Raw genomic sequence first — 18,406 nt, 5'->3', positions numbered from 1 at the left:
CAGGTTCAAAGAACCCTCGGTGTTGAAAATGCGTCTATCAGCAATTGGTTGGCTCTTGACAGTGGACTTCAGGAGAATCACGCGGTAGTCGGAGCCAGAATAGTAAGGCATATAGAAGATATCTCCGAACTATCGGACGTGGTTGAAAAGCACCATTATTATTCGATGCTACTTAACCCGGAGATCGATCATGACATAATGGCAAGCGTTGTACATCTTGCAGATTCCGTGAGCATACGGCTGTTGTCTGGTAAGAAAGACTTTAACCAGATGGAGACAATCAAACGCTCAGTTGTAAACTCAAACGAGTTTCTAGAGAAAGCGAAGTTTGCATTTGAAAAGATCTCGGAAAAGAAGGGCTTCTGGTGGACCGTAGTAGATGAGAATACCCTTTACGACGAATTTGAAAGGGATCTTGAGGAAAATCCTCTGAGTAATTCCGATCTACAATCTTTGGGAGACATTATCAAGTACATGACCGATGTTAAGAGCCGGTTCACCACCTTTCACACAGAGAGAATCGCCTATGTTTCGAAGCTTCTTGCAGAAAGAGCTCATCTTGGAGAGGAAAGGGCGATGGAAGTATTTTTTGCTGCCAAAATTCACGACCTTGGAAAGATGGCAACTCCAATATCCATTCTCGAAAAGCCGGGAAAACTAACTAAGGAAGAGAGCTTTATAATGCAGCGCCACATCTTCGATTCCTACCTAATAGTCGGCGGAAGAGAGGCAATCGAGAAACACAGACTCCTGCAGTGGGGAGTGAATCACCATGAAAGATTGGACAGTAGTGGTTATCCCTGGGGAAAGAGTTCAGCCGAACTCGATCTGGAATCAAAAATTATAATGATTGCAGACGTATTTGTGGCATTGACAGAAGATAGACCGTATCGAAAAGGAATGTCTATAGGTGCTTCTTTGGACGTAATCGTCCGTCAAGTTCAGAGCGGGTTACTTGATGAATATGTATTTACGAAACTGAGGGATCTGGTTGCCGAAGGTCTTGACTTCACTAGAATCGAACACACGAAAAACCTTTTTCTTCTGTGAAACTAAGCTGCTAGAAATTCCATTACCACAGCAAAAACTGTCAGAAATCAATACATTTCGTCATCTAGAATTCGTTATTCTGTTTGCTCCCTTTTCTTTCTTTTGAGAGCCGTTGAGGATAAGGCTTCATCTTTGAAGTGCTATCTGGAGGTGATTAGGGTAATTGAAGTAAGAGGGGCCGGAGAAGAGGAATTAGAGTTCATTGCGGGTTGTGGACGGTTGATTAACCGCGAAATATCTGAATCGGTTCAAAGAAGAATACCATGGTTCACGGAGAAAAGGCAGGACGGTCTGGTGTCTCTGATAGGGCTTCTGAAAGGAAAGCGCGTTGGGTTCCCAAACATGTTTCCGATTGAGATCTCTCCCTGGGGACAGGTTGGCAGAGAGCTGTTTGTCATTACTTGTCTCTTTGTTACTGGGACTTTTAGAATAATGGAGTAGGAAAGAGAATGAAGTCTAGCGATATTGATATTGCCAGGAGTTCTTCAAGAAATGGGGTAATCTCATTTGGATACACAGATCCGAAATGGTACCTCCCTGTCTCTTTCTTTGAGAAGCTGGCTTTCGTGAAATCTCTAGAGACGGGGACGAGAGATTGATGACGCTTGTTCTATCCAGTAAGGCAGAGATACCGAGACAAATGGTCAGCAAGTATACTTATGAGCCTGTTGAAGGGAAGATTGTAGTTGATCTTTTCTTTTCTTCAACCGTTTCTGCTCAACCAGTGAAATAGAGGCATATAGAGTTATGAGAGTTGTGAAAGAGTTCAAAGAAAATGTCATTTTCAATCTTCACGAAATCGAAGAGCAGGGAGTCAAGGAAGAGTTCGGATTGCCAAGAGCGATTTTCGTAAATGGGAGAGAGATATTCTGGGGATATGAAGCTCCTGAGAATGGAATAAGAGATGCGAATACAAACGAAATCAACTCCAGATAAGGATTTCATTCACTACTGGTGAACAGTATGTCTGGAAGAGAATCGTAATTGTGCTGACGAAGTGAGTTCTTAGACCAATTCTTTCGACGGATCTCTGTGAAGATCAAAAGAATACAACAGCCTTTCAGGACAGAATCAGTTTTGCTAGACCGACTAAGCAACAGTGACTCTTTGAATCATGTCACTTCGGACGATTCTTTATCATATAATAGTGGAGAAAAGGCATCGGCAATTACCGCGTAATGATAAGTTTATCCATGAGAGGTGATTAACGTGAGAGCGCTTTGGAAGGGAATAGTCATTGCAGAGAGCAACCAGACAATCGTAATTGAGGGTAATCACTACTTTCCTCCCGGGACAGTAAACAAAGCTCTTCTTGAACACAGCGATTTAACTACCATATGCCACTGGAAGGGTGAAGCTCACTATTACAACATCATTGTTGACAGCGAGAAGAACGAGAACGCTGCCTGGTACTACCCCGAACCACTTGAAGCAGCATCAAACATCAAGGATTTCGTTGCGTTTTGGAAAGGTGTAAGAGTTGAGTAGACTATTTGGAGAAGAAAAGCGATGCTCATAGGCATCGCTTATTTGTTCTTCCTTACAAGACTACTCTTCTGCTTTGTGTTTGGAAAAGCCCTTCTTTAAGAGGTTCAAGGCGGGACCGCCCAGAAAGACCAACACTATCAGAATAAACAGAACTAGTGAAATCGGTCTTGTGAAAAACTGACCCATGCTGCCTCCGGTCTTTATAAGGCCAACTCTTAGATTATCTTCGACCATCGGTCCAAGAATCAAGCCCAGTATCATTGGAGCTAAAGGAACTGATAACCTTTCAAAAAGGAATCCAATCAGACCAAAGATCAGCATTACATAAATATCAAAATAGCTGTTTCTTATTGCAAAAGAACCTATCATTGAGAAGAGCACTACTGCTGTTAAGACTACACTAGTTTTCATCTTCAGAACGAAGGCGAAAGCCCTTATTCCAAGGTAGCCTATCGGAATTAGCAGAATATTCGCAAGAATCGCAATACTGAAAACGCCATTCACCAAATCGGGGGATTCCGTGAATATTAGTGGTCCTGGCTTTAGACCGTACATGAGCATAGCACCTAGAACTATAGCGGTTATTGTGTCTCCGGGAACGCCGAAAACAAGTGCGGGAATCCATGTTCCTCCGAGAGCCGCATTGTTTGCGCTTGTTGGAGCAATAACCCCCTTTATGTTTCCCTTGCCAAAATCCTCACTGTTTCGCGATGTCTTTTTTTCCACTCCATACGCCATCCATGCTGCAATATCTGCTCCAGCTCCCGGCAGTGCGCCAACGAAGGTGCCGACAAATGCAGACTTAATAAGCGTCCACTTGTTCTGCCAGATTATTCGAAGAGCTTCGAGCGGAGATATCTTCACCTTCTCTGTAATTGGAGGTAGCTGCAGCTTTGAAGCGCCTTGTTGAACACGCTTCAATACTTCAGAAATGCCGAAGAGCCCAATCATAACTGGGCATAATGCTGAACATCTCGTAACTTGTTGACTCTTAACTGGAGCTCTAGGGCTTTCTTGAATTCTCCTTTTATCGTCTCGTTGTACAGTTCGACTACCGGTTCGGGAAGGGCGTTCGCAAGACCGCAAATCGCGGCATCAGCACCTAACGGCACTGAAGGGATAATGAAGGCTTCGGTACCGCTTATATAACAAAAGTCATTCATATCCATGCTAAATTTGACGCCGTAGAAGTATGGAAGATCAAACGTGCTGTCTTTTATACCGTAAAGCCCTGTTTCGTTAAGGTTCTTCAGTGTCTCGACATCGATTGTTACGCCTGTCGTCTTTGGGTTGTTGTAAATGAAGACGGGAAGCTCAGACACCTCTATCAGTCTCTTGAAAAACCTGATTATGTCTGCCTGAGAATAGGGAAAGTAGAATGGAACAACTGTGGCTACCGCTTTTGCTCCCACATGTTTGGCATGTCTAGCGAGTTCGAAAATGTCTTCTGGATTGCTGCTCCTATATGAGAAATAACCGGAACTCTGTCGGCAGCTCCTCTTACTGCAAGTTCCGTGACTTTCTTTCATTCACTGTCATGAGTGGTCCTGATCCATAGGTTCCGTAAACGAAAAGGCCATGAACCTTCTTGGAAAGGAAGTCTATGAGATTGAGGTATCTCTTCTCGTCAATCTTTCCCTCTGAGTCGAAAGTAGTTAGCACCGGTGGTATTATTCCTTTGAAAGCACCCATGTTGTACCTCCTGATCAAAACTTAAGATATGATAAAGATCTTCTTGATAATGAAAGAGTGTCGAGCGACTGCTCACCTTCGCTTACTGCAAGGCAAGCGAAGAGAGAATCCACTACAACCATCTGAACACATCTGGAGACTATTGCGTCGGTCCTCAAATTCATTTCTTCTGGTACAGATGCAATAATGCTAAGATCTGCTATTTTGGCTAATGTTGAATCCCCAAATCCCGTCAAGGCGATGATTCTTACAGAGTTTTCCACTTTCTGCAACGGTAAAACCACGTCTTTGCTTTCTCCCGAATGAGATATTGCGAAGACACAGTCGTTTTTCTTGAGCTTAGAAAGAGTGACAGCATTCGTATGTGAATCGGGGCAATAAATAGCATCCTAACCGAGAAGATTCAATTTGAAAGACAGATTGTTTGCTATCGATCCCGATACTCCGTAACCGATGCAGATTATTCTTCTGCATTGTTCGATCAGATCGACTGCATCGGGTATCATTTTTCCGATAGAGCTTTTGGTGTTTGCTCTTAAAGCCATAATGCAGCCGTTGAAGATTTTTCTCACGACATCTGACGGTGAATCTTCTATTGTGATGTCTTCGTAAGGGTGATAGAAGGACGATCCAGCGATTTCCGAGGCAAGAGTGACTTTGAATTCATGAAAGCTTTCATATCCTAGCTGTCTGTAAAACCTCACTACTGTTGATTCACTTCCCACTTTCGATCTATTCATTAGCTGAGTTATCGAAAGATTTACTGTTTCGGAGGGATTTTGAAGAATCGCATCCGCTATCCTCTTCATTGTTGGAGTGAAATCAACGCTTTCCCTTGCAATTCTGTCAAGAAGATTTCCCAATTGAATCACCCTAGATAGAAAAAGCGAAGTACTATGATCTATCACGATTTTTAGATTTGCCCAAGTCGACTTAGAGAATGTCATTGACGATTATGAGTAATAGGGAGCACATAATGCCGATTTTGCTCATCAGCTTGAATTCAATGGGGTGCAATCATCAGAAAAAATTTTTTTCATGATCCGAGATTCTGGCGATTCTTGCACAGTTCTTCCAAAACTGTCGTGCTATTATCTTTGTAGGAATCGATTGCCAACTTTCCCTGGTTGTAGTGATGGACAGGTTAGGCGTTGAAATCTGTAGATTCATATAGTCATGTATTGATAGGAGGAGGATTGACAGTGTCTACTGTTGTGACTTTTGGGGAAATAATGATGCGACTTGCAACTCCATTAGGAGAGAGGTTTGAGCAAACTAAGAACTTCGAGGTTGTCTATGGGGGGGCGGAGGCTAATGTTGCTGTCGCGATTGCGCGTTATGGAGGTAAGAGCTGCTTCGTCTCGAAAGTATCGGACGATCAGTTCGGAGATGCGGCCAAGGGAAACATTTCGATTCATGGGGTGGACACCAGTCATGTTCTGAAAGGTAGCGGTAGATTAGGCAAGTACTTCTACGAACCCGGTTACTCTCAAAGGCCTTCAAAAGTGATCTACGACCGCGACGACTCGGTTTTTTCGAACTCCAAACCCGAAGATTTCTCGTGGGAAGAGATCTTCGATGGAGCGTCTTGGTTCCACTTTACTGGTATCACTCCGGCTTTAAGTGACCGGTTGATCGCCATTTGTGAGATTGCTCTAAAGGAGGCAAAGTTAAGAGGAATAACTGTTTCATGCGATCTAAACTACAGAGCGAGGCTTTGGACCAAGGAAAAGGCGAAGAAAGTGATGACTGAGCTGATGAAATATGTCGATGTTCTCTTTGCGAATGAAGAGGACAGCGAATCTGTCTTCGGTATTAGAGCCGAAGACACAGACGTGAGCGATGGTCGCCTGAGTGTTGAAGGTTACAAAGATGTCGCAAAGAAACTCAAGAAAAGGTTTGATCTGAAGGCGGTTGCGATTTCTCTTAGGGAGAGTATTAACGCGAATTTCAACAGATGGTCGGCCTCTCTTCTATACGGTGAAGAGTTCTTGCTTTCAACGAAATACGACATAAACATACTTGACCGTGTCGGAGGAGGAGACGCATTTGCTGCGGGACTTATCTTTGGACTTGACAGCTCGTGGGAGCCAAGGAAAGCGCTTGAATTTGGTGTGGCCGCTTCCTGTCTGAAGCACACAATAAAGGGAGACTTCAACATCGTTTCCAGAGATGAGGTTGAGAAACTACTTGGAGGAAATACCTCGGGAAGAGTAGTCAGATAGGATGGAGACCCAAGACTACCTGCAAAGGTGCGACAGATGTGGTTTTGAGCACAGTAATTCGAAGCGGTTAGCACGCTGTCCGGAGTGTAGAAGAACGCTCAAGTATATGTACGAAAGAGTTGGAGGGTAGCTCCTTCTGATTTTTCCGAAAGGGGTATCCGTGGACTCTGGAGGTTTCATCGATTGCTGCCAGTTAGCGATCTGCGATCCATTGTGACCCTCGGAGAGGGTGGTACTCCGTTGAATGAAAGTCAAAGACTCCCTAGGACGCTTGGCTTTTCGGGAAGACTCTTCCTGAAGGATGAAACACAGAATTGCACGGGTACTAACAAAGATCGCCCGGCTACCCTTGAAGTCGCCAAAACTCTTGAGAGCGGAGTTGAGGCTATCGATGTTGCTTCAGATGGCAATGCGGGGCCGGCAGTTGCCGCATATTCCGCTAGATTAGGTCTCGAGTGTATTGTAGTAATGCCGGACAACACACACCGGTCGAAAGAAATACTCAGGCGATGTTATTCGGCGCGAGACTTGTTCTGGTTAGGGATAGTAGTGTGAGCGAATGTATAGATCTGATAGAAGAGCTCACTGCTTCTTCCAACTGGGAAAACCTGACAACGGCGACTTCGGTAAACCCATACCATATCGAAGGGACAAAAAACGCCGCCTTTGAAATAGCAGAGGACTTTGGGCAAAACACCCCCGATTGGGTGATAGTTCCGGCAGTGGCGCCAGTTTTGCAGCCGCAACCTGGAAAGGCTTCACGAAATTGAGGAACGCTGGGATTATTGACAAGGTTCCGAGAATCTTGATCGTTAACCAGAAGGATGCGCACCGGTGGTTGGGGCATTCAGAGGAGGAAGCGACAGGATCGAGAGGTGAGAGTACCCGAATACGAGTGCAACTGTGATAGGTGTGCCTTATTCTCTCGACGGCGATTTGGCACTTGAGGCCATATTTAGCTCTAACGGATTTGCACTCTCTGTGTCTGATGAAGAGATGGTAAAGGCAGTTAAGCTGTTGGCGAAGTACGAAGGCCTGTTTGCCGAACCAACCGGAGCTGCGTCTGTTGCAGGATTTATCAAAGCCCATCGAGCTGGAATAGTTGGTAAAGGTGATTCTGCCGTTGCAATAATAACTGGGACTGGGCTGAAAACCATTTCGGCTTTCAAATCAGTCCATGCTCATTCGAAGATTGTCGGAAGAGACAGTTCTGAGCTTAAAAGAGCCATAGATGAGAATTAAGAAAGTCGTAAAGACGGAACTCTCAAGGAAGTCTGGAGCAGCCTGGACAATGAGCTGAAACAGTTATCGTACATTCTCGGGCAAATTAGACTAGAGAATCGTGGTTTCATGAAGGAGTCGCGCAATAACGCTCCAGAGCCCTGGCTCTCGAAGAATCATCGCTTTGGCGCGAGAGGTTCACCGGTATTTTCCCGCAAGAAGTCTAGTTGATTTATTCTCATTCGAAAATCGACCTGAGTTAATTGTCGGTGCTATCACATCCTATTCTTTCTGTTTTCAAGAACCTCGACTATTGCGGAATCGATGTTCGACATCCCTTTGGAGAGCAGAAGCTGTATATTCTCAATAGATCTGTCTAGAGTTGGAGCTATGAAACCCTGATCTGAGTCGATTCCAAGGTTGTTCAGTGAAAGCATCGCGGAACAATAGGCTTCATGTCCTCCAAGGCCTGCCTTCAGGGCGCAGCCTTCTTTGGCACCATCACACATTATTCCCGTTGTGCTCGAAAGGATTGTAAGCATTGCCTGTTCAATGTGCTGTCTTGATCCTCCAAGAAGATATACTATGCCCGCTGTTGCCCCCGTTCCGGCAGCTGTTACACATCCACAGATCGGGGCTACCCTTCCCAACTTTTTCTTGATATAGCCGGAAAACAGGTGGCTTATGGCAACTGCTTTAGCGATATCCTCCTTCCTTTTCTCAAAGTGCAGACCCGTGAGCGCAACAGGGAGAGTCGTAACTATTCCCTGATTCCCGCTTCCTCCGCTACTCATTACTGGAAGCGGAGCACCGGACATTCTCGCAGCCGATGCTGCAAGACAGTATCTTCGAATCTTATATCCAAGACCATCTTCGTTGTAACTACTGCCTTCTCTTGAAGACAAGATTTTATCAAGTCCAAATCTTGCGATATCAAGATTCATATCTATCCCTTCAAAGATCTTACCTATCTCTCTGTTGTTCATTGCTTCGACCGAATCAAAAACTTCATCAGGAGTGAAATCAATTGTGGCAGAAGGTATTGCCTGCTCCTCAATTGGGAGAGGCATTCCATCGATCTCGATCATCGAGACATTGGTGTGACTACCGGATATCGTGCACCGCACTACATGGTTCTCATCTTCTACGACCGCTTGTATAAACACCCCAGTACGATCAGGATCGCACCTAACGGAGACTGCGCGGTCCTCAATCAACTTTCTGGCAGACTCCACTGACTCAATTCGGCATGGCTTAAGCGCTTCCAGCTGGAGAGCAGCATCTCCACAAATAGCTCCCAACGCAGCCGCAAACTCATTTCCCTTCTCGTTGGTCCCAGGTATTCCAACATACATTCCGTTCTTGTAGACACTCACACTTGTTACAACGCTAATTCTTCTAATGCTACCTTCCAGTTTGCTTGCCGCTGTTGCTGTGCAGAAGGCGACCGCGCCGGGCTCAGTGCATCCGAGTGCAGGCTTCACCTCAGTTTCAAGGTACTCTTCGAGAAAACGCATTCAACACCTCCTCGTCCAGATAATCAAGTCTATCACCGCCCTCAAGTCTGAGGTGACACGATGATCCTTTCACGTTATTACCTATAGAGCAATATACGTATTGTGATCATTGGATCGTAGAGGATCTGAAGCATTCTCATCCAAGCGGAAGCTATAGAAGAAGCGTTGCAACGCTGAAGTAGATGAAAAGTCCAGTTGCATCGACAACGGTTGTAATGAGAGGACTACTGGCGACCGCAGGATCAAGAGATTTATTTGGTCTTGGAGTTGCGATGATATATAATTAATTTATGACGATCAACCGTCTTTTCTGTAGTTGGTGGAAGCTATGAGAGCCAATTTCTCTGATCTTTTCACTTCATTAGAGCAGATCACTGAGATCATTACTTCTGGCGGGAGACGCTTTGAGGCTCTTATGATAGCGGGCAGATCCATATCTGCAGATAGTCTGCACCTTTTTAAGGTCGAAAGCTCCCCAAAGGGCTCATATTCTATCGAGCCAGTCTGCGAATGGAGAAGTGAAGCCTCTGATGTTATTAGAGTGGGGAACGGAAGAGTAGAGAGTGGCGAGATCTATAGCCTTAAGAAGACCATCGAAGCAAGGCTTCCCGGCAATACTTCGGAGATCACAGAGAACTCTATGACGATAGATTATTCTGCAGGACAATGTAGATTAATTCTTGTATGCGGAGCTGATTCAAAGAGCAGAGAGTGGAAGGAAGAGGAGAAGAGGTTCCTCAAATTGGTACTTTGTTCAATTCTACTAGAGGCAAGAGGGCGTATCACTGAAGATCATCATGAAGACTGTGAGTTGGCTCTTCAAGAGAGGCTTTTGAGAAGCGATGAACTGCTGAAAAACTTCGAAGGAAATGTTCTTGACATTCTAGCAGTTGCGGATCAACGCTTGATTTTCAAGTATGTGTCACCTTCCGTTTTAAGTACTATGGAGTACTCCCCAGAAGAGCTTTTAGGTACCAATGCGCTTAATCTTGTCGAAAAGAACGATGTTGAAAGGGTTATTGCAGAATCGAAAGCACTTTTTCGAGAGAAGAGACACGGTTCGTTCAGGTACAGAGCAAGAACGAAGAGTGGTCAGGTAATTTGGATGGAGACGGCAGTAAGCCCGTTGTTCGAGGGGGAAAATATCGCAAGTTGGACCATGTCGTCAAGAGAAGTTACGGACGAGATGAAGCTTCAAGCGGAGCTGAAAGCAAGAGACAGTATGATGCTTTTCATGAACGACTTGTACGTTCTCGTCCTGAGCGGAGATAACCTTCAGGAAGCTGCCTCTAAGATTGCAAACCGAGCCTACGAAGAAAAGGGAGTTGTAGGTTGTCGGATTACCTTTAGCGAAGAAGAGCCCTTTGATCTCGAGGTTTCACGAGGAGACACCGAAGTCTTTCCGACAAACGTGAGAACGGACGAAAGAGTGTTCGGTAAGCTTATCAGCAACCACTTCTTCGTAGATAATCTGATAGTTGAAGGGAAGGAGTCAAGATACGTCTGCATAGCTCTTGAGTCAAACGATGAAATTGTAGGAACTTTTGAGAGTCTTACAGAAAGAGTAACTGGTCTCACAGAGGAAAGCATAGACCTTTACAGATTGGTCGGCACAACGATATCGCTCTCACTTAGCAAAATTAAGAACCTTGTTATCACAAAGAGGAATCACATCACCTCAGAGTCCTTAAGAAAGGCAACAGAGGCGATTACAAGGGACTTGAACATGAGGACAGTAATTGAATCTATCGTTGAAGGTCTTAGGCAAGTTATTCCGTTTTACAGCGCCGCAGTTGAACTTGTCGACGGGGACGAGCTTCTCATAGTAGGAGGCAGCTGGCCGGGCAGAGACTGTTTTGTTGGTACAAGATTCACTATGGAGGAGGGAAGTCCAGGTTTCGACGTAGTGAAGAACAAACTGATAGTTCTTGCTGCTGACGCTCAGAAGAAATACCCGCAGTTCAACAAACCGGATTTCTTCTTTATCAAATCGTGGATGGGTGTACCTCTGATTATTGAAGATGAGCCAATCGGGATGATCGCAGTGGACAGTGAGGAAGCGGAGGCCTTCAAGATCCGTCATCTGGAGGCCTTGAAGGCCTTTGCAGATATTGCCGCGATAGGGATAAACAACGCTCGACTCCATGAAGAGGTAAGAGAGCTCTCAATAAGGGACTACCTCACCGGTATTTATAATAGGCGTGGGTTGTTCGAGCTTGGAGAGAGAGAAATCGAAAAATCTAAGCGATACGGAACAGATATGGGGCTCATAATGTTCGATATAGATAATTTCAAGAAATTGAATGACAACCTCGGTCATTTAGCAGGAGACTTCGTTTTGAAGAGAGTGGCGCAGATTTGCAACAGGATTCTTCGGGCAGCCGACATTTTCGGTAGATACGGCGGCGACGAATTCATTGTTCTCTTGCCGATGACGGATGCGCAAAGAACAGAAGAGGCAGCGCTTAGGATATGTCATTCACTTGAAGAATCGGAAATCGTTTTCAACGGTACGCCTATCGATGTGAAAGCAAGCCTTGGAACAGCCTCTCTGGAAGGACACGAAAACGAACTCGAAGATATGATTAAGAGGGCGGACAGAAATCTGTATACATCAAAGTGGCGCGGAGGAAATCGAGTAACCGGGGGACCGGGCAATGGCTAGCAGGGAATGGTAGACTATGAGTGAAAAGCTTAGTGTCGAAGCGCAGTTAAGAGAGAGGAAGAAAGAACTGAGTCTCCTACACAACTTCTCGCGACTTGTGAATGAAGCAGAGGATTCACCCGAGCAAATACTGAAGGGACTTCTAAGGATGTTACCCGACGCATTTCTTGAACCAGAAAATACTTGTGCGGCGATTCTCTTAGAGATAGGGTCTTCGTATCAGAGGTCTTCATGAAGAGCGAACGTTTCATTCGCGAACCAATAAGGATTAGAGGAAAAGAGGTTGGAAGCATCTCTGTATTCTATCGCGGAGAGGGAGAGATAGCTTTTCTTTATGAAGGGGGTCAGATCGTACTTTCGTTGGCGGAACGACTCGGGAAGATTCTTCAAAGAATAGAATCGATGAGAGCTCTTCGTGAAAGCGAAGAACGTTGTAGAGTTACGCTTTCAAGTATAGGAGATGCTGTCCTTTCGACAGACGAGTTCAAAATAGTGACATTTGCAAATGAGGTTGCATGTAACCTAATCGGTCTGAATGAAGACAAGATAGTCGGCAAGAGGGTTGGAGAGATCATGGATATCTTCGGTGAAGATACTGGAGAACCTGCCGAGATTCCCGTGGAGTTCGTTCTGAAAACAGGTAAGAAAACAGGGTTGGTAAATCACACAGGACTAAGATCCAAGAATGGGAAGATTTATTCAATCGCTGATTCGGCAGCACCCATAACAAGGGAAGATGGGGAGACTGCCGGGATAATACTGATCTTTAGAGACATCACTGAGGATAAGAAAGACAGAAGATCAGATCATTCAGAGCGAAGCCAGATATCGCGAACTGATAGAGAAGATGGATGGTGGTCTTCTGATTCTAACAAGTGTAGATGGCGAGACTTTCTTCCTGAAAGACTTCAAATCTCCAAGTAGCGAGAGGAAAGAAGATGGTTTGAAACCCACTGGCAGAGAATTGAAGGCCGTCTTTCAAGGTATCGAAAGAACCAAACTGTATGAAGCGCTTAAGGGAGCCTGGGAGACTGGTATACCAGAGAAGGTTGAAGCTGAGAAGTATCACATGGAAGAGAGCGAGGGCTGGTGGACGAATTACATATATAGACTACCTTCAGGAGAGGTTGTATGCTTTGTTACGACGTAACTGAAGCCATGAGACTTCAGGAATTCAAGGACGAAGCGCACAGTCATCTCTTGGAGCTTTCGAAAGCAGCAGGTGGGAAGGATTCTTTGCTTGATGAATTCATGAAGAAAGCTGTTGAGATTGTGGGTTCTTTTCTGCAGGTAGATCGAGTAGGGGTGTATATGCTGACCGATCTCGGAGAAATTCAACTTGTAATCAGCTTTGATGTCAAGAAAGATAAAGTCAATGCAGAGAAACACCGCGCAATGAACAGAGAGTATGCAAATGAATATCTAGATCTGATTAGACAAGACAGGATTCTGAGTGTGCCAAATCTTGAGATTGAGGGAATTAGTCCGTTCATCGATAGTCTTAAGAAAGTCAGAGTACGATCATTGATCGACATTCCTTTGAAGAGAAGGGGTAGTATAATCGGCTCTCTTTTTTGTGACATGAATACAAAGAGAGAATGGACTCCTGATGAGAAGCAATTTGTTGCATCCGTCGGGGATATGCTTGCGCTTGCACATGAAGAAGACGAGCTGATTACCGCGAGCAGCGTTATGGAGACTTCTTCAGAATGAACGGAGCGGTTATGCTGCTTCTAGATCCACCTACGAGAGCCATTATCGATGCAAATGCTGCAGCCTGCGAGTTTTACGAGTTCTCAATTGACGAACTGAAAAAGCTTTCCATTTGGGATCTCGCAACGGATAGCAAGGCGTTGGCAGAAGTAGGAAGACTAGCCACTGGAGAGACGCTTCATGCGGTTACCCGACAAAGACAAGCAAGCGGTACTGTCATAGATGTTGAGATCTTTGCCTCGCCTCTAGGTTCTCCTGGGTTGGAAATGCTTATCCTGATTGTTGTGGACATTACAGAAGCGCTCGCCGCAAAAAGCAAGCTGGCGGGAGCTCTTAGGCAGGTAAACGTTGCTCTAGAAGGAGCAGTTGAGTTGGTTAGCAAAGTAGTAGAAGTAAGAGATCCCTATACTGCCGGTCACCAGGATAATGTTAGTCGATTGGCAACCGCAACACAGAGAGACTGAGGCTTGGAGAAGATTCCGTCAGAGCTGTGAGAATCGTCGGTCTGCTTCACGATGTGGGAAAGGTTTCTATTCCGGCTGAGATTCTATCTGAGCCTGGAAAGCTAACCGATCTGGAGTGGTCTTTGATAAAACGCCATCCAGTGATAGGTTATGAAATCCTTCGCGATGTGAAGTTGGGAGGTCCAATAGCCGAGATCGTTAAGCATCATCACGAGAGGGTCAACGGAACCAGTTGTCCTGAAGGCCTCGCAGGATCTGAACTCTCGTTGGAATCCAAAATCATGGCTGTCGCCTATTTGGTGGAAGCTATGGTGTCACGCAGACCATATAGGGCATCAAAAGGTGTTGGGGAAGGAATCGAAGAGATAATAAAGAACTCGGGGATACTCTATGACAAAGAGGTCGTATCTGTCTGTATTGATGTAATAGAAGCCGGGTTCAACATTGAAAAGTCTGACTACTGTAAACTCTAGGTGATATGGAGGTAATGGCATGGATGTAGCGATACTGATTCTTGCGATTTTCGGAGGGTTGGTTTTTTTAGGTCTTGCTGTGAAGCTTGCTTTGTTTGGTCTGCGTGTTATCTTCAGCCTTGCTTTTGTCGGGCTCTTGGTCTTTGCTGTGATATGGCTGCTTTCAAAGATCCTTACACTGTTTTAGAAACGATCGTAGCCATAAGAGTTCTATAGATCTTCATCCGTCCTGAAGAGGTTACTCTCCTTCATGAGTAACCCTTTGGCTAGCAGGCCACGAGACTTTTCCATCCGGTTTTTCTTAGAATAGGTATGCGAATTGGTCTTACTTTTCCTTTTTTCAGGGATCATTCAGGAACCCCATTTCGATGATCGTTTTGTTGAAGGCCGTGAATAACCGAGAAGTAGATGCAACTCCTGATACTCTCCGTTTCATATGAGTTGGGTGCTGTATCCCTGGTGACTGGACCATTCTAGAAGATAGTAGGGGAATGTTGAGAAGAAAGGGAAGAGCAAATACCTGTTTGATCATTCCTGGAATTAAAGCTGCGAGTTACACAGCTGGTACCGCGTATTTCTTAATGCCCTATGAGGCAGTGGGGGGAGTCACAAGAGTCTCTCGCGAGTTCAGATGGTTTTGAATGCAGATTTGACAATAAGATTCCTATTGACAAAGTGGCAGGTTGAGACTGGGACTGTTTTCTATCTTGGCGGTCAGAGATAAGAACCGTTGTCTCAGCTTCTGAATAGGCTCAAGTTGAAGGTATCGTAAGCTTTCTTGTAGAGATGCCGCTAAGTCTGGCTATTCTTTCTTTGAACATGACTAAGAAAGTTCTTGATGGGAGTTTCAGGATCAACTTGAATCTCGACAGGCCATTCGCCAGTGACGGTTAGGCATCTGCCGATATCATCTCCGGGAGTTCCGTACTCCTTTACCCACAAGACTTCAGCCGAGAAATCGATCTTCAAAACAAGAGTCTCTATATATGGCTCATCGCATTTCTCGAAAGACTGATCATGACTAATCCTTCAGATACTCTGATAACACCGTTGATTTCTTCGGTTCTTGTCGTCTCAAAACTTCCCGAAAAAGCGAGAGTTGTGCAAACAATCGCTGTTGCGTACATAAGCAAAGCGATTATTCTCATCTTTCGCCTCTCATCAAAGATAGATTCCACACGACTCTTTCTATCTAGAGGTAGTAAAGAACAGCCTCATTATCGGATTGTGATGACTTCTCGTTTGCAGTGGGAAAAACCAGTATGGTAGCGACCTAGAAGTGGCTCTCGCTTATGTATCAAAGGTGGAGTTTGGTTCGCAAAAAAGAAGATATATGGAGCCGGTAGCGAGAATTTCAGGTCTTTGGTAAAGAGTTTCTTGGATTGGGTTAATGAGTAATATAATGGGTCTATAGCCTGTTGATTCCATTTTGAGAGGGTGATTCTCAATGCTTCAGCTGAAGGAAGTATCAAAAATCTACGAAACCGGTGAACTCAAACAAGAAGCACTGAGTGAAGTCTCAGTCTGCTTCCCAAAAAGTGAATTCGTTGCCATACTCGGTCCCAGCGGTTCAGGCAAAACTACATTACTGAATATTATTGGAGGTTTAGATAGATGTGACTCGGGTGATCTGGTTGTAGAAGGCAAATCAACCAAGGAGTTCAAGGATTGGGAACTTGATTCATATAGAAACAAAAGCGTTGGGTTCATTTTTCAGAGTTTTGGCTTGATTCCTCACCTTTCCATCCTTGACAATGTTGAGTTGGCTATGACTCTCGGTGGAGTGTCGTCTTCAGAGCGAAAGAAGAGGGCTCTCGGTTTGCTTGAAAGAGTAGGCTTGAACGATCAGGTTCACAAGAAGCCAAGTCAGCTCTCGAATGGGCAGATGCAGAGAGTGGCTATTGCAAGGGCTCTGGCAAACGACCCTGAGATCATCCTGGCCGACGAACCTACTGGATCTCTAGATTCTCTGACTGGCGAACGGACGATTAGGCTAATAAAGGAAGTAGCCAGTGACAAGTTGGTAATCATGGTTACTCATAACGAAAAGATTGCAGAGGATTTTGCTGACAGAATCATCGCGCTTCAGGATGGTCGAATTGTTTCAGACACAAGACCATGCTTGGAAGATGATCCCAAGTCAGAACTCAAACTTAAGAAGACGAGTATGGGTTTCTCGACTGCTCTCAAGCTTTCCGCAACCAATATTCTCACTAAGAAGTGGCGAACGGGACTCACGGTTCTAGCTTCAAGCATTGGCATTATCGGAATTTTTCTTGTTCTTTCGCTTTCAAGCGGTTTTGGAAAACAGCTATCGGGTTTTGAAGCTCAGACTCTATCTACGTTTCCAATAATGATTAGTCAGACAACTATTGACATTGAGTCCCAGAAGCCCCAATTGCTAGAGTATGACGGTCGGTTCGTCTATCCGTATGATCCGAGCGATGAGATCTTGATTCACAACAACGATCTGTCCGAAGAGTATTTGAACTACGTTGAGAGCATAGATCCAAAGCTTCTTTCGGGGTTCACTTACACGCGGCACGTTAACATGAATCTGGTTGCGAGATTCGGAGATATGGCGAAGACGGTAGATCAAACACAGGTGAACTTCACCGCATATCCGGAGAACCGGGATCCCGACACCCCTGGGTATCTGGAAAGCAATTTCGATCTGGTAGCCGGCTCACTTCCAGTAGAGCCAACTGATCTGCTGCTAATAGTAGGCCGAAACAACAGGTTGTCTAAGGAGGTCCTTCAGGCCATAGGAATTGACTATGAAAGAGAGAGAATCGATTTTGGAGATATTCTTGGACTCGAGATTAAGGCAATCTACAACGATGACTTCTACGTGAGGAATGGAATGCGTTTTTCTCCCAAGACGTCTTTGAGCGATCTGATTGAACTGTACTACGGTGACTATGGAATCACTTTAAGGATTGTAGGAATTATTAGGCCAAAGAAGCACATTGAGTTCTCGGTTCTTGATGAAGGAATTACTTATTCCGATCGACTGGCTCAGATGTTTATTGAGAATGCACGGCAGTCTGAAATAGTACGAACTCAGAAGGATCTCTACATCAATGTCTTCACTGGAGAGCAATTCGCTTCAGATCTCTTCAACGTTCTTTCGGTTATCCCGCCCGATATCACGGCCCGTCTTGTCGGGGGGATTTCATTGCCTGTGACAAAGAGGAATACCCTTCAGAAGCTCGGAGCATTTGAGACACCGGTTTCCGTAGTACTTTATCCGAAGGACTTCAAATCCAAGGAAAAGATTCTCCAGCATCTTGATGCCTGGAACGAAGGCAAAGCGGAAAATGAAAGAGCTGTCTATATTGATCTCGCATCAACAATTTCAAGATTGCTGGTCGGTGTGTTGAACGCCTCGACACTAGTACTGCTTTCGTTTGCTGCGATTTCACTGGTAGTCTCGTTAATAATGGTCGGAATCATAACGTTCATCTCTGTGACAGAGAGAACAAAGGAGATAGGCATTCTCAGGGCGCTTGGAGCAAGAAAGAAGGACATCGGTGCTGTATTCAACGCAGAGAATTTCGTTATAGGGTCATTTTCGGGCGTGATTGGAGTAGCTATCGGCTCATTGCTGGTGCCGGCGATGAATTCGGTAATCGAAAGTTTAACGGGTCTTGCCAATGTGGCTTGCCCCGATCTGATTCATTTTTTGGGGCTCAGTGGAGCAACCATTCTGCTGACAGTTATTGGAGGGTTGATACCCTCAAGGATAGCTGCCAGCAAAGATCCTGTGGAAGCTTTGCGTACTGAATAGGACTCTGCGGTTGAGTCTTAGTCATTTGCGGATGGTCTTCTCCATTTGTTTGGAGTGGTTTCAAGGGCTCTTCGTGGAAAACGTTTGCTGTTTCACTTCGCCTAAGAC

Annotated in this window: 24 protein-coding genes and 2 pseudogenes; 17 read left to right on the top strand and 9 right to left on the bottom strand. The window is 45.1% G+C overall.

The window, feature by feature from the left end; all coding sequences use genetic code 11:
- From B3157_RS00590 to B3157_RS00570, 5 genes are all read left to right on the top strand, one after another.
- The coding region (locus B3157_RS00590) for an HD-GYP domain-containing protein (RefSeq protein WP_292588007.1) at nt 1-1,050 on the top strand (1,050 nt) is incomplete at its 5' end.
- Nucleotides 1,051-1,182: 132 nt separating this feature from the next.
- The gene (locus tag B3157_RS00585) at nt 1,183-1,491 is read left to right on the top strand and encodes a hypothetical protein (protein ID WP_292588005.1); all 309 of its coding nucleotides are present in this window, start codon (nt 1,183-1,185) and stop codon (nt 1,489-1,491) included.
- Nucleotides 1,492-1,499: 8 nt separating this feature from the next.
- Nucleotides 1,500-1,649, top strand: coding sequence for a hypothetical protein (locus B3157_RS00580; protein ID WP_292588003.1), 150 nt, complete (start codon nt 1,500-1,502; stop codon nt 1,647-1,649).
- A gap of 148 nt (nt 1,650-1,797) precedes the next feature.
- A complete protein-coding gene (locus B3157_RS00575) occupies nt 1,798-1,986 on the top strand; it encodes a hypothetical protein (RefSeq protein WP_292588001.1) in 189 nt (62 codons plus the stop codon).
- Nucleotides 1,987-2,259: 273 nt separating this feature from the next.
- The gene (locus B3157_RS00570; RefSeq protein WP_292587999.1) at nt 2,260-2,538 is read left to right on the top strand and encodes a DUF427 domain-containing protein; all 279 of its coding nucleotides are present in this window, start codon (nt 2,260-2,262) and stop codon (nt 2,536-2,538) included.
- A gap of 60 nt (nt 2,539-2,598) precedes the next feature.
- On the opposite strand, the gene B3157_RS00565 is transcribed toward B3157_RS00570, so the two are convergent.
- The 5 genes from B3157_RS00565 to B3157_RS00545 are packed head-to-tail and all read right to left on the bottom strand — an operon-like array spanning nt 2,599 to nt 5,093.
- On the bottom strand, nt 2,599-3,558 hold the full coding sequence (locus B3157_RS00565; protein WP_292588011.1) for a tripartite tricarboxylate transporter permease: 960 nt from the start codon (nt 3,556-3,558) through the stop codon (nt 2,599-2,601).
- Nucleotides 3,486-4,067, bottom strand: a complete 582-nt coding sequence (locus B3157_RS00560) for a dihydrodipicolinate synthase family protein (RefSeq protein WP_292587997.1) — start codon at nt 4,065-4,067, stop codon at nt 3,486-3,488. The genes B3157_RS00565 and B3157_RS00560 overlap by 73 nt, the downstream gene beginning before the upstream one ends.
- A complete protein-coding gene (locus B3157_RS00555; protein WP_292587995.1) occupies nt 4,039-4,230 on the bottom strand; it encodes a dihydrodipicolinate synthase family protein in 192 nt (63 codons plus the stop codon). The genes B3157_RS00560 and B3157_RS00555 overlap by 29 nt, the downstream gene beginning before the upstream one ends.
- A 14-nt stretch (nt 4,231-4,244) precedes the next feature.
- Nucleotides 4,245-4,613, bottom strand: coding sequence for a MurR/RpiR family transcriptional regulator (locus tag B3157_RS00550; protein ID WP_292588009.1), 369 nt, complete (start codon nt 4,611-4,613; stop codon nt 4,245-4,247).
- A gap of 6 nt (nt 4,614-4,619) precedes the next feature.
- A complete protein-coding gene (locus B3157_RS00545) occupies nt 4,620-5,093 on the bottom strand; it encodes a MurR/RpiR family transcriptional regulator (protein WP_292587993.1) in 474 nt (157 codons plus the stop codon).
- A gap of 339 nt (nt 5,094-5,432) precedes the next feature.
- Between B3157_RS00545 and B3157_RS00540 the strand changes: the two genes are divergently transcribed.
- The 4 genes and pseudogenes from B3157_RS00540 to B3157_RS00525 form a co-directional block, all read left to right on the top strand.
- Nucleotides 5,433-6,455 (top strand): sugar kinase, encoded by a 1,023-nt coding sequence (locus B3157_RS00540; RefSeq protein ID WP_292587991.1) that lies wholly within the window; start codon nt 5,433-5,435, stop codon nt 6,453-6,455.
- Between the two features lie 183 nt (nt 6,456-6,638).
- Nucleotides 6,639-7,010 (top strand): pyridoxal-phosphate dependent enzyme, encoded by a 372-nt coding sequence (locus B3157_RS00535; protein ID WP_292587989.1) that lies wholly within the window; start codon nt 6,639-6,641, stop codon nt 7,008-7,010.
- Nucleotides 7,007-7,225, top strand: a complete 219-nt coding sequence (locus B3157_RS00530) for a hypothetical protein (protein WP_414674269.1) — start codon at nt 7,007-7,009, stop codon at nt 7,223-7,225. The genes B3157_RS00535 and B3157_RS00530 overlap by 4 nt, the downstream gene beginning before the upstream one ends.
- Before the next feature lie 130 nt (nt 7,226-7,355).
- Nucleotides 7,356-7,697 (top strand): annotated as a pseudogene (locus B3157_RS00525) (pyridoxal-phosphate dependent enzyme); the annotation flags it as partial.
- 254 nt (nt 7,698-7,951) lie between these two features.
- Here B3157_RS00525 and B3157_RS00520 read toward each other — a convergent pair.
- Both B3157_RS00520 and B3157_RS12785 read right to left on the bottom strand, forming a co-directional pair.
- Complete coding sequence (locus B3157_RS00520) at nt 7,952-9,193, bottom strand: serine dehydratase subunit alpha family protein (protein WP_214060471.1); 1,242 nt, start codon at nt 9,191-9,193, stop codon at nt 7,952-7,954.
- Between the two features lie 151 nt (nt 9,194-9,344).
- Nucleotides 9,345-9,440: pseudogene (locus tag B3157_RS12785) on the bottom strand (magnesium transporter); the annotation flags it as partial.
- 81 nt (nt 9,441-9,521) lie between these two features.
- Between B3157_RS12785 and B3157_RS00515 the strand changes: the two are divergent.
- The 7 genes from B3157_RS00515 (at nt 9,522) to B3157_RS00485 (ending at nt 14,695) form a co-directional block, all read left to right on the top strand.
- Complete coding sequence (locus B3157_RS00515) at nt 9,522-11,858, top strand: sensor domain-containing diguanylate cyclase (RefSeq protein WP_292587984.1); 2,337 nt, start codon at nt 9,522-9,524, stop codon at nt 11,856-11,858.
- 231 nt (nt 11,859-12,089) lie between these two features.
- Nucleotides 12,090-12,782 carry a PAS domain-containing protein gene (locus B3157_RS00510; protein ID WP_292587982.1) on the top strand — a complete coding sequence of 231 codons (693 nt, stop codon included), beginning with the start codon at nt 12,090-12,092 and terminating at the stop codon, nt 12,780-12,782.
- A 19-nt stretch (nt 12,783-12,801) separates the two neighbouring features.
- A complete protein-coding gene (locus tag B3157_RS00505; protein ID WP_292587980.1) occupies nt 12,802-13,008 on the top strand; it encodes a hypothetical protein in 207 nt (68 codons plus the stop codon).
- The gene (locus tag B3157_RS00500; RefSeq protein ID WP_292587978.1) at nt 12,990-13,571 is read left to right on the top strand and encodes a GAF domain-containing protein; all 582 of its coding nucleotides are present in this window, start codon (nt 12,990-12,992) and stop codon (nt 13,569-13,571) included. The genes B3157_RS00505 and B3157_RS00500 overlap by 19 nt, the downstream gene beginning before the upstream one ends.
- Nucleotides 13,568-14,035, top strand: coding sequence for a PAS domain-containing protein (locus B3157_RS00495; protein ID WP_292587976.1), 468 nt, complete (start codon nt 13,568-13,570; stop codon nt 14,033-14,035). Before B3157_RS00500 ends, B3157_RS00495 begins: the two co-directional genes overlap by 4 nt.
- A gap of 26 nt (nt 14,036-14,061) precedes the next feature.
- Complete coding sequence (locus B3157_RS00490) at nt 14,062-14,508, top strand: HD-GYP domain-containing protein (protein ID WP_292587974.1); 447 nt, start codon at nt 14,062-14,064, stop codon at nt 14,506-14,508.
- Between the two features lie 19 nt (nt 14,509-14,527).
- Nucleotides 14,528-14,695, top strand: coding sequence for a hypothetical protein (locus tag B3157_RS00485; RefSeq protein WP_214060835.1), 168 nt, complete (start codon nt 14,528-14,530; stop codon nt 14,693-14,695).
- Between the two features lie 605 nt (nt 14,696-15,300).
- Here the strand turns inward: B3157_RS00485 and B3157_RS00480 are convergent.
- Both B3157_RS00480 and B3157_RS00475 read right to left on the bottom strand, forming a co-directional pair.
- Complete coding sequence (locus B3157_RS00480; protein WP_292587971.1) at nt 15,301-15,477, bottom strand: hypothetical protein; 177 nt, start codon at nt 15,475-15,477, stop codon at nt 15,301-15,303.
- A gap of 11 nt (nt 15,478-15,488) precedes the next feature.
- Nucleotides 15,489-15,656 carry a hypothetical protein gene (locus tag B3157_RS00475; protein ID WP_292587969.1) on the bottom strand — a complete coding sequence of 56 codons (168 nt, stop codon included), beginning with the start codon at nt 15,654-15,656 and terminating at the stop codon, nt 15,489-15,491.
- A 299-nt stretch (nt 15,657-15,955) separates the two neighbouring features.
- Between B3157_RS00475 and B3157_RS00470 the strand changes: the two genes are divergently transcribed.
- Complete coding sequence (locus tag B3157_RS00470) at nt 15,956-18,298, top strand: ATP-binding cassette domain-containing protein (protein WP_292587967.1); 2,343 nt, start codon at nt 15,956-15,958, stop codon at nt 18,296-18,298.
- Nucleotides 18,299-18,406 lie beyond the last annotated feature (108 nt).

Source organism: Mesotoga sp. UBA5557, assembly GCF_002425715.1.
Lineage (GTDB): Bacteria > Thermotogota > Thermotogae > Petrotogales > Kosmotogaceae > Mesotoga.
Note: the sequence above shows the minus strand (reverse complement) of the source record. Positions and strands in the feature narration are given on the sequence as shown.

Excerpts from the sequence above, each read along its gene's own strand:
- B3157_RS00575 (WP_292588001.1), top strand. The coding sequence starts at position 1,798 with ATGAGAGTTGTGAAAGAGTTCAAAGAAAATGTCATTTTCAATCTTCAC.
- B3157_RS00500 (WP_292587978.1), top strand. The coding sequence starts at position 12,990 with ATGCTTTGTTACGACGTAACTGAAGCCATGAGACTTCAGGAATTCAAG.
- B3157_RS00475 (WP_292587969.1), bottom strand. The coding sequence starts at position 15,656 with ATGAGAATAATCGCTTTGCTTATGTACGCAACAGCGATTGTTTGCACA.
- B3157_RS00510 (WP_292587982.1), top strand. The coding sequence starts at position 12,090 with ATGAAGAGCGAACGTTTCATTCGCGAACCAATAAGGATTAGAGGAAAA.
- B3157_RS00515 (WP_292587984.1), top strand. The coding sequence starts at position 9,522 with ATGAGAGCCAATTTCTCTGATCTTTTCACTTCATTAGAGCAGATCACT.
- B3157_RS00485 (WP_214060835.1), top strand. The coding sequence starts at position 14,528 with ATGGATGTAGCGATACTGATTCTTGCGATTTTCGGAGGGTTGGTTTTT.
- B3157_RS00580 (WP_292588003.1), top strand. The coding sequence starts at position 1,500 with ATGAAGTCTAGCGATATTGATATTGCCAGGAGTTCTTCAAGAAATGGG.
- B3157_RS00470 (WP_292587967.1), top strand. The coding sequence starts at position 15,956 with ATGCTTCAGCTGAAGGAAGTATCAAAAATCTACGAAACCGGTGAACTC.
- B3157_RS00560 (WP_292587997.1), bottom strand. The coding sequence starts at position 4,067 with ATGAAAGAAAGTCACGGAACTTGCAGTAAGAGGAGCTGCCGACAGAGT.
- B3157_RS00555 (WP_292587995.1), bottom strand. The coding sequence starts at position 4,230 with ATGGGTGCTTTCAAAGGAATAATACCACCGGTGCTAACTACTTTCGAC.
- B3157_RS00495 (WP_292587976.1), top strand. The coding sequence starts at position 13,568 with ATGAACGGAGCGGTTATGCTGCTTCTAGATCCACCTACGAGAGCCATT.
- B3157_RS00520 (WP_214060471.1), bottom strand. The coding sequence starts at position 9,193 with ATGCGTTTTCTCGAAGAGTACCTTGAAACTGAGGTGAAGCCTGCACTC.